We start from the raw sequence: 10532 nt of genomic DNA, 5'->3' as shown, positions 1-10532 counted from the left end.
ATAATATTCACAACATATATTATATTGCATTTAGCTTCTGCCAGGTGTTTTTATAGCAGTATAGAAGGAGGCATTTGTATCGTTCATAGAAGTGACCGGGGATAATCAGTTAGCCTCAGTCAACGGGGCTTATACCATTAGCTATCGAGGTTAACAAAAAGTTACTATCAAAGCTATTTAATCTTACAGAATAAATGGAGGGTCCAGTATGAAAAACAATCACTACAAGGAAAATTCCTGGTGGGCTAGCCCCTACAATGATGATTCTGCCGTTATTGAGACCTTACAAATAGCGGCAAAAGTGGAAATCCATGATGCAACTTTGCGCGATGGTGAACAGACGCCCGGCGTAGTTTTCACAGTTGATGACAAAATCCGGATTGCTGAAAAATTGGATGAAGTTGGAATAGAACGGATCGAAGCCGGCATGCCGGCGGTTTCCCAGTCGGATTATGATGCTATCAAGGCCATCTCTAAGCGGAATCTCAAGGCAAAGATATTTACCTTTGCCCGGGCCATGAGAGAAGACATTAATAAGGCTGTGGAATGTGGAGCCCATGGCGTCGTTATCGAAGTGCCCATTGGCTATCCGAAGCTGAAGTATCAATTCAAATGGACTTGGGAAACTGTCCTGGAAAAGAGTGCAGATTGCATCAACTATGCTAGAAGCCAGGGACTTTATGTGGTCTATTTCCCCTATGACACCACCCGGGCCCGGGCAGAAGACCTGACTCAGCTTATGAACGGGATTATGGAAAATTCCCCCCCGAATTCCGTGGGAGTAGTAGACACTATGGGGTGTGCCCTTCCCCAGACTATTCAATATTTGGTTAGGAAGATGAAGCGGCTAACCGGGGGTATCCCTGTGGAAGTCCATACCCACAACGATTTCGGTATGGCTGTGGCCACAGAGCTGGCAGGCGTTGCAGCCGGGGCGGAGGTTATTCATTCCTGTGTCAACGGGTTAGGTGAAAGGACCGGCAACGCCGCTGCGGAAGAATTGATAGTTGCTTTGAAAATACTCATGGGTACCGGCAATGACTATAAACTGGATAAGCTTATGGGGCTTTGTCAATTGGTCGAAAAGATTGCCGGAGTCCCGCTTGCCGCCAACAAGCCTATTGCCGGCAGCCGGAATTACACACGGGAATCGGGGATTGGTGTGGATTTAGTCATCAAGGAGCCATTAGCCATGTTTGCTACCGACCCACGGTATTTCGGCCGGGAAGGCGATATTGTCCTTGGTAAAAAGAGTGGGAAAGCTTCTGTGGAATATTACCTCGATCAGTTAAACATTCAAGTTCCTGACGCAGCTGTTACAGAGATACTAACTCAGGTCAAAGCTAAGGGTACGGAAAAACGGGGCCTGCTAACATTGGACGAGTTTAAAATTATTGTGGAATCCTGCGGCTGATTCTAGCCGGCTTGTGACTGGAGCCAAATGCTAATATAGACAAAAAAGAGGCGATTTTGTGTTAAGAATAGTAAAGCAATTCTCCACTAAAGCAGATCTTGTATATCAAACCCTGTTTGAAGATATTATTGGCAATAAACTGATTCCCGGCACAAGACTAATCGTTAAAGAGATTGCCAATCAATTAGAGGTTAGTGATATACCAGTGCGGGAAGCACTAAAGATGTTGGAGGCTACCGGTCTGATTGAGACCAAGCCTTACGTTGGGGCTGTTGTTGCGACGCCATCGCCTGAATGGATCGAGGAAGTCTTTGTCATGCGCGCCGCACTTGAGAGCATGGCCATTCGTACATCAATACCCTTCATGAGGGATGCGGATATTGAAGAAATCATCGATATTGATCATAGAATGAAAGAGTACAAGGGTAACCCTGCTGAATATGCCCGCCTAAACCGGGAATTCCATAAAGCAACTATGGGTCAATCACCTTATCCTAACTTACTCAAGCTAATTGATGACTTGCTTGTTAAGTCGCAGTATGGTAGAGCAATTTTCGGCCTAAAACCGGCTGCCGTAAAAATTTCTGATCTGGAGCATGACCAATTAATTGAGGCTATCCAGAGCCGGGATGCCAGCAGGGCCGAGGAGATAACCCGGGATCACCGGCTGCGTGTCGGTAGCGAGTTAGCGGATGCCATCCGGAAATTGATGGTTAAGCAACCTAATATTATAGAAGAGGAGAACAAAAAAGATGTATAAATTTATAGATTTAAGCGTTTCTCACCATAATGGAGCGACTGAACCGTTCGGCCCAAAGATCGAGCATTCCGACCACTCGGCAGGTGCTTATCGATTAGCTAGAATGGCTGGAATCGAACCCACTGACTTTCCTGATACGATGGCACTCGCCACCGACTTCATCTCTGGCTCTGCCCATGCAGGAACTCATATTGACGCTCCTTTTCACTATGGGCCAATATCTGAGGGGAAAGCAGCCAAAACGGTTGACCAGGTTCCGTTAGCATGGTGTTATGGTCCTGGGGTTGTGCTGGATATGAGGCATAAAGAACCAGGTGCAGAAATTACGATAGAAGACATGCAGGAGTCCCTTAGAAAGATTAACTATACGCTGAAGCCTGGTGACATTGTTCTACTTCATACAGGTTGTGACAAGTATTGGGGCACTGATACCAAAACTTATCTAACGATGCAATCCGGATTAGGGATAACGGGTCTGGATTGGCTGCTTGATCAGGGCATCCGTTGTATCGGGATTGATGCGTGGACACTAGACCGCCCGGTAAATGCCATGGTTGATTCGTTTAAGAAAACGGGTGACCAAAATGAACTGTGGCCTACTCACATGCATGGTCGCAAACGTGAGTATTTGCAAATCGAAAAAATGGCTCACTTAGAGACATTGCCAAAACCTCACGGTTTTATCGTATCGGCATTGCCGGTGAAATTCGAGGGTTGTACTGCGGGCTGGTGCCGTGCAGTAGCGATCATTGAAGAAAAATAGCCTTTTATCATTTCTGCGTTATATGGATGACGCCGGTTTTTGATAAAATACCTGGGGGATAGAGTAAATGCAGAGTTTTAAATATATTGAACCCACTAGTCTTTGTGAAGCAGCCAGATTACTTAAAGAGTACGGTTCTTCAGCAGTGATTCTGGCGGGAGGAACGGACTTAATCAATCAGATGGAAAAGGGGAAATACTCGCCTGCGGTGGTAATTCAAATAAGAAAAATAGCGGAGCTTAGCGCCAATATGGAATTTAGAGCAGATGGTATAGTGATTGGTGCGCTTACAACTCTCAGCGAAATTGCTGATGATAAACGGGTACTGAGCCGGTTTCCCGCATTAGCTGAGGCTGCGGGTAAGATAGGCTCCAAGCAGATTAGAAACCGGGCCACTATAGTCGGAAATGTCTGTAATGCATCACCTGCCGCCGATTCTGTTCCAGCACTATTGGTATATGATGCTGTGGTAAACATAGTCACTGACGATAATAAGAAGCGGTCAGTACCTTTAAGCTCTTTCATTGCGGGACCTGGGAAGGCTTTATTAGATAACACAGAGATAGTCGAGAGTATTTTCGTACCAAATCCACCGGAATCATCCAGTTCTACGTACCTTAAATTATCCAGGCGAGATGGCGTTGATTTGGCGACAGTCGGTGTGGCAGCCTATGTTGATAAAAGTCATACTGTTAAACTTGCTTTCGGGGCTGTCGGCCCGCGGGCGTTTAGAGCCAATAAGGCGGAAACTCTGCTGAAGGAAGCAGCCTTGGATAGCCGGGATATGGAATTCGGTATTCAGCAAGCAATCAGCGAGGCTAGCCCTATAACCGACCTTCGCGGCAGTAGTGAGTATCGTTTAGCGATGATTGAGACTTTGGCGCGAAGGGCTATAAGAACAGCTTTCGATAGAATAGGCATGAAAGGGTGAGCTTTGTGGCCACAGATGTTATATGTGTAACTTTTAAAATCAATGGCACTTTACGTCAGCTGGAAGTGCAAGCGCATCATACTCTAGCGAATGTGTTGAGGGAACAATTAGGTCTGCTTGGCACTAAAGTGAGCTGTGGAGAGGGTGAGTGTGGAGCATGTACTGTCATTGTGGATGGCAAGGCTGTCAACTCTTGCATCATGTTAGCGCCGGAAGTAGATGGCCGGGAAGTTGTTACCATTGAAGGGTTAGCAGCAGAAGGTGAGCTAGACCCGATTCAAATGGCCTTCATTGAAGAAGGGGCAGTCCAGTGTGGCTTTTGTACGCCTGGAATGATCATGTCTACTAAGGCATTATTAATGGAAAAACCTGATCCAAGTGTAGATCAGATTCGGGAAGCATTAGCCGGGAACTTGTGTCGCTGCACAGGGTACCATAGGATTGTAAACGCGGTTCTTAAATCAGCCCCAAGGTGTAAGGGCTAGTTGTTGGACTCTTTAAAAAAGGGGGGGAATATATGGAATTAAACTATGTAGGAAAGAACGTCCAAAGAACAGACGCCGTTAGTAAGGTTACAGGAGCATTGCCTTACGCAAATGATATGGTAATGGCTGGTATGCTGCACGGTAAATTGTTACGTTCAGAATACGCACATGCACGTATTCTAAGTATTAGCACAACAAAAGCAAAGGAAGTACCTGGAGTTGTTGCCGTTATTACAGCCCGGGATTTGCCTAAGCCTGTCCCACGGTACGGTCCGGTATTCTCTGATCAGCCGATACTCGCCGACGGGGAGGTCAGGTATCACGGGGAAGTAATTGCCGTAGTCCTGGCAGTCAGTGAAGAGAGTGCCAAAAATGCTGTCCACCAGATAAAGGTTGAGTATGAGGCACTGCCTTTTGTATGCACGATTGAGGATGCATTGCAGGAGAATGCTCCACTTGTTCACGCAGGCGGTAATGGCCAAAATTGCAGTTCCAATGTGCATAGTGTAACTAGCTATGGATGGGGCGATGTCGATGCTGCTAAAAAGGAGTGTCGGCATATTATTGAGAATGCCTATAGCTTCCCAATGATAAATCATGTAGCAATAGAACCCTATTGCGTCATCGCCTATTTGCAAGATGGCGGTGTTACGGTACAGTCTCCTGTACAACACCCTTTTATACTACGCCGTGTCATTGCTACGGCACTGGGATTAGTTCAATCTAAAGTACGTATTATACCAACCGCTATTGGGGGTGGTTTCGGCGGTAAAGGCTACTCCAAATATGAACCATTGGCTGCTTATCTTGCGCTTCTCACCGGAAAACCGATAAAACTGTCATTTACAATCGAAGACAGTTTTTTTACCGCTCGCAGACTTTCCAACAACGTTAAAATTACAACCGGATTCGATGGCTCAGGTCACATCGTATTTCAGGACGTTAGAGCGGATTACTTAATGGGGGCCTATGCCGATGCTGCACCGCGAATAGTCGCTAAAGCGGGTTATTTGGGTTGTGGACCATATCGAACTCCTAACGCGAGGATTGCGGCGAAGGCGATATACTCAAATACTGTACCGGCCACAGCGATGCGCGGTTTTGGTATGCCGCCAATCGTATGGGCCATCGAGTCTCAGATGAACGAGGCTAGCCAACTGTTAGGCATTGACTCATTAGCGATCAGGCTCTTAAACATACCAGAGAAGGGTGAGACTCTAGTACCAGGCGACACGCCGGTAGACGGGGATTGGAAACAAGGTCTTCAATTAGCAGCTAATATGATCGGGTGGACTAACGATAAAGAAGAAAATACTGGGCGAGGGATCGCGATTGGTATAAAAAATCCCATCCCTGCTGCAGTCTCAAATGCAATTGTAAAACTTCATGCGGACGATAGTCTCACTGTAAGCGTTGGAACTACCGAAATGGGGCAGGGCGCTCGAACCGTGATGGCACAAATCGCTGCCGAGGCGCTAGGGTTACCGGTAGAACAAATTACAGTGATCATGGGCGATACAGCCGCAGTGGCTTTTGATTTATCAACAGCAGGGAGCCGTTCTACAGTAAGCATGGGTAATGCTGTTGAGTTGGCTTGTCAGGACCTATTAGATCAAATAAAAGCAATGGCGCATGAGTTGAATCTGAATGATGAGGGAGAGGAGGTGAACGCGTCTGGTGGGGTAATTACGGGCTGCAGACTAGCGATATCATACCCGGATCTTTTGAAAATGTATTTGGGGGTCAATCAAGGGGAAATCATCGGTAAAGGTACATTTAAAGGCACTAAAGATCTGGAACATCCATTAGGTGGATTAACCGACTTCTGGGAAATGATTTTCACTGCGGCAGAAGTGAAAGTGGATGCTGAAACTGGCAAAGTAGAAGTCACTAAATTAGTAAATGTCAGCGATGTAGGCAAAGCCATAAACCCGCTGCAAGCTAAGGCCCAGGAAGAAGGTGCGTCAATTATGGCGCTGGGCCACACACTATTTGAACAATTAATATTTGATTCCCAGGGGCGGCTGAAGAATGGTGGACTAATCGATTATAGAATACCTACTGCCATGGATATACCCCACGACATGAAAAGTGCATTTATTGAAAATCAAGACGGATCAGGTCCTCATGGTGCCAAAGGTCTTGGTGAAAGCGGGGTAATATCACCGACCGCTGCTATCGCAGAGGCCGTGCGGGATGCGGTAGGTGTTAAAATCAAAGACTTACCGCTAACGCCGGAAAAAGTGTGGCGAGCAATTCGAAAACAAGAAGAATTGAATGCCGGTGCTCAAAAACCATGATTGCTGAAGATGCGCAACCTGCCTTTGTAATGAAAATGAAAAAGGCGTTGAACAGCCCTCACTCTGAACGAATGGTAAGATGCTTTTCAACGCCGGTTGACGAATATGCTGCTGCAAACAGCATATCCATGTCTATTCTGCCATGAAAACTTAAAGTTTTTCAAGTCTTTTTTAAAATTATGCTCCGATTGGGTTCATATTGCTACAAAAAAGAGAGGTTTTAAAATGGAAGTAAAGACTGTACCAGGCAATACAAATATCCAAGTGACAGACATATTTTCGTCCTTCTTTGGCGCTTTTAAGGTTCATGGGGTTACTTTAATGGGGTTATTCGGGGCCTGGTTATTTGATGCCATGGATGCTACTATCTATGCTTACGCCGTACCTTCAATAATAAAAGATCTAAACGTTACTATGGCGCAGGCTTTTAGCGTAGTATCGGTATTCTTAGCAGCTACTGCAATTGGTGGAATAGTAATTGCCAGTCTTAGTGACAAAATCGGACGTAAACCAACCGTGTTACTATCCATTTTTTTATACGGCACCGCTAACCTCTTGACAGGTACTGCCTCGTCGTTAAATGAACTATATATCTATAGAGGTCTTGTCGGTTTTGGCCTCGGCGGGTTATGGCCGGCAGCAATGGCTTTAGTTTCTGAAATATGGCCTGCAAAAAGCAGGGGGGTTGCAGTTGGGACATTACAAACTGGATGGACTTTTGGGCTACTTGCGGCGGCTGTGTTTGCATATACTTTAATCCCTCTATATGGGTGGAGAGGAATGTTCTACGCCACAATAATTCCTACTGTTCTTGTCTTTATAGGAGTGTTGTTCTTTGTAAAAGAATCTTCAATCTGGCTGGAACGTAAAAAAATGCAGGCATCTCAACCCGTGAATACTACAACTGCCATGCCTCTTGTTCAATTATTCAATGCCCAAAACTTGCGTAATACCCTTTTGGGTCTTGGAGTCTCAAGCTTTGGCATGTATGGTTGGTGGACGTTGTTTACATTTTTGCCGACTTATATTGACAAAACACTGAATCTTGGAATTACCAAAGGTGCCGAATTTATGATCTGGACCAGTATTGGTGCTTTCTGCGGATATCTAATGTTTGGGCTTTTGGCAGACAGATATGGCAGACGTCCGATTTTTGCTGCATTCTTTGTGGCAATGGCATTGATAATTCCATTGTTTATTTACACCGTCACTAATAGCGGCCTGGCATATCTACCCCTGGTGGGCATAATCCTGGGCTATTTCACAGGATATTATAGTGGTTATGGGGCTTTATTTTCTGAACTGTATACTACGGAAGTTCGGGCCACTGGAACCGGATTCTGTTACAACGGGGGACGTGCGGTAGTCTTTGTTGGACCGATAATCATTACTTATTTAATTCCGAAAGTTGGCTTTAGTATGGCTATCGGCACGGCATCGCTCGCTTTCATTGTAGCTGCTGCACTGGTATTAATGATGAAAGAAACGAAGGGAACTGAGATTACCGCAAATAACTAGCCTCTTATATAAACGGCCTTCTAATGTAGAAGGTTCTGGGGCGCGACCATTGTGGAAGTAAGGAACGAGGTCGGAATACTTGAATTGAGTATTCTATGAAATATAAGGGGGAACAGAGTTGGAGGTCAAAACAGTATCGATGTGCCGTTTAGTAAAAGGTGGAGATTTAAATCATCATGGCACTTTATTTGCTGGACGGGGAGCGGAATGGTTTGTTGAGGCTGGTTTTATAGCTGTATCTTCACTTACTTCGCCGGAAGCCACCGTCTGCGCAAAAATTCATGGAATGGTTTTCACTAGGCCGGTAAAGAAGGGCAGTCTTATACGCTGCGAGAGCAAAGTTATAACTGCCGGCAGGACCAGCCTGGTGGCCTACGTAAAAATAGTGCTTCATCCGTCTGATGAGTTTGTTGTAGACGGCTTTATAACATTTGTAAATGTTGACCAGCAAGGTAAGCCAAACCCGCATGGCATCGTGATCCAGGCAGTTTCACCAGAAGATATTGATCTTCTGGCCAAAGTAAAATCATTGTAGGGCATCCCCAAAAAGGCTTCTCGATTTAAAAGACCGAGAAGCCTTATTTTCTGTCGCAGAAGGTTGTCAAACTAAAGGAGGCGCAAGCACAATGCCAGAACGCAATCAAGAGATAGTTGAACGGTTTTTATATGTTCTTCCACAAATCAGTGAGTTGTTTATTAGCGGTGTTGGTCTCAGTTTCACTGATCGTGAGAAGATTCTTTTTTATAAGCCGGGGACGAAAATAGATCTAAAGATTAAACCAGGGACGGTATTAAAGGGTGGAAACGCAATTTCCCGCGCTATGGAGGGAAAGCGGCGAGTAACGGCGCGTCTGGATAAGGCCATTTACGGACAGGTATTGATTGCGATTGCTGTTCCCATTTACAATCAAGACAATGAAGTTATCGGTTCGGTGTGCGCGTATGAGACGATTGAGCAGCAAGAAGCCCTAAAAGAACTAGCTGCCACGCTTACTGATAATATAAGTGTTTTAGCCAGTACTTCTGAGGAAATATTTGCTCAGACTCAGCAAGTGACAAGTACAAGCAAAGAATTGGCAAGATATGCGGAAGAATCACAGTTGAAAGTTAAAGAAACCAATGAAGTTTTGCAGATGATTAAAACACTTTCCGACCAAACCAACCTTTTGGGGTTAAATGCCGCGATCGAGGCTGCCAGGGTCGGCGATGAAGGGCGTGGTTTTGGGGTTGTAGCCGGAGAAATTCGTAAGCTGGCTGCACACAGCGTTGAGTCAATCAAAAAAGGTGAGATCATTGTCCGGGCTATTCAGGAACAAAGTGCCGGAACGACAAGGCAAGTACATCAAATGGACACTGTAATATCTCAAATTGCCGCAGCTATTTCTCATTTAACGGAGGCAGTTCAACAGGCAAATATCATGGGGCAGCGTATGGACCAACTTGCTGAAAGCCTTAATCGGGAGTAAGGCTGCTAACTCATTTGGATACTAGCTGGAGGTATTCATGAGCCAAGTTGTTCTTATTAAAGGGGCCGGTGATATAGCCACCGGTATCGCATGCCGCTTATTCCGGTGCGGCTTTACCATTATTATGACTGAGTTAACCCACCCGACTGTTATCCGACGCACAGTAGCATTTGCTGAAGCTATCTATGCTGGTCGAGCCGAAGTGGAAGGAATTACTGCGGTAAAGACAGATTTTGCAGACATAAAAGTAACCTTGTTAGCAGGACTGATTCCTGGTAATAATCTTCTTAATATAAACAAATTGACAAATGAGTTAAAATATAGATATGAGAGGGGGGACCATATGAAGTCAAAGCCAAAACCAAAAGCAAAAATTAATAAACCGGTTGACGCAATGGAACTGGTTTCTGTGCGCAGACAATGGAATAGCTGGGAGATTGCCCAGGTATATGTTAGTGAGGTGTCCAATCCCCTCTGGGACCTGGTTAGTGGCGGCGTAAAGGAGTCATCCCCGGAGGCTTTCATCTTTGGTTACATTTGGTGTGATGCCATCGTTTCAGGGAGTGTAGCCCATTCCTGTTTACATGGCACTGCCCCCCACAGTATAAAGATTTGTATCTTGAAAAAAGATAATCCGCCGCGAATCTATAACCATTTTCTTGCGTTGGTTGGACCGAAACCACCCTATTGGCAGCGTTAAGCAATCGCCGGGGGCTAAGCGGGGAGACGCAACAACGACTACTGATGAGAATAAGGTCATGAATAACAACTGGAATTCGCAAGAGAACTAGCTGCAGCATAGGGTGGCTAGTTCTTGTTGTTCCTGTGGGCTTTTAGCGGTCTGTTCCAATATAGTTATAACTCTGCTAAGAATAGCGGCTAGAAAAAATAACTT

Annotated in this window: 10 protein-coding genes; all 10 read left to right on the top strand. The window is 45.5% G+C overall.

Features of this window, described 5'->3' with window-relative positions; translation table 11 throughout:
• Positions 1 to 208: 208 nt before the first annotated feature.
• The 10 genes from VN379_RS10980 (at position 209) to VN379_RS10935 (ending at position 10337) form a co-directional block, all read left to right on the top strand.
• Positions 209 to 1414: a homocitrate synthase/isopropylmalate synthase family protein gene (locus tag VN379_RS10980; protein WP_325533726.1), complete on the top strand. Its 1206-nt coding sequence runs from the start codon at positions 209 to 211 to the stop codon at positions 1412 to 1414.
• A gap of 58 nt (positions 1415 to 1472) precedes the next feature.
• Positions 1473 to 2174: a GntR family transcriptional regulator gene (locus VN379_RS10975; protein WP_325533724.1), complete on the top strand. Its 702-nt coding sequence runs from the start codon at positions 1473 to 1475 to the stop codon at positions 2172 to 2174.
• Complete coding sequence (locus tag VN379_RS10970; protein ID WP_325533722.1) at positions 2167 to 2937, top strand: cyclase family protein; 771 nt, start codon at positions 2167 to 2169, stop codon at positions 2935 to 2937. Before VN379_RS10975 ends, VN379_RS10970 begins: the two co-directional genes overlap by 8 nt.
• 67 nt (positions 2938 to 3004) lie before the next feature.
• A complete protein-coding gene (locus tag VN379_RS10965; protein WP_325533720.1) occupies positions 3005 to 3868 on the top strand; it encodes a xanthine dehydrogenase family protein subunit M in 864 nt (287 codons plus the stop codon).
• A 5-nt stretch (positions 3869 to 3873) separates the two neighbouring features.
• The gene (locus tag VN379_RS10960; RefSeq protein ID WP_325533718.1) at positions 3874 to 4353 is read left to right on the top strand and encodes a (2Fe-2S)-binding protein; all 480 of its coding nucleotides are present in this window, start codon (positions 3874 to 3876) and stop codon (positions 4351 to 4353) included.
• A 32-nt stretch (positions 4354 to 4385) separates the two neighbouring features.
• Positions 4386 to 6653: a xanthine dehydrogenase family protein molybdopterin-binding subunit gene (locus VN379_RS10955; RefSeq protein ID WP_325533716.1), complete on the top strand. Its 2268-nt coding sequence runs from the start codon at positions 4386 to 4388 to the stop codon at positions 6651 to 6653.
• A 225-nt stretch (positions 6654 to 6878) separates the two neighbouring features.
• Positions 6879 to 8171, top strand: coding sequence for an MFS transporter (locus VN379_RS10950; protein WP_325533714.1), 1293 nt, complete (start codon positions 6879 to 6881; stop codon positions 8169 to 8171).
• A 118-nt stretch (positions 8172 to 8289) separates the two neighbouring features.
• Positions 8290 to 8706, top strand: a complete 417-nt coding sequence (locus tag VN379_RS10945; protein ID WP_325533712.1) for an acyl-CoA thioesterase — start codon at positions 8290 to 8292, stop codon at positions 8704 to 8706.
• Between the two features lie 91 nt (positions 8707 to 8797).
• Positions 8798 to 9637, top strand: coding sequence for a methyl-accepting chemotaxis protein (locus VN379_RS10940; RefSeq protein WP_325533710.1), 840 nt, complete (start codon positions 8798 to 8800; stop codon positions 9635 to 9637).
• A 37-nt stretch (positions 9638 to 9674) separates the two neighbouring features.
• Positions 9675 to 10337 (top strand): hypothetical protein, encoded by a 663-nt coding sequence (locus VN379_RS10935; protein WP_325533708.1) that lies wholly within the window; start codon positions 9675 to 9677, stop codon positions 10335 to 10337.
• Positions 10338 to 10532 lie beyond the last annotated feature (195 nt).

Origin of the sequence: Sporomusa sp. (assembly GCF_035561255.1) — a bacterium.
Classification (GTDB): Bacteria; Bacillota; Negativicutes; order Sporomusales; family Sporomusaceae; genus Sporomusa.
This window is presented reverse-complemented; position numbering and strand designations above follow the sequence as displayed.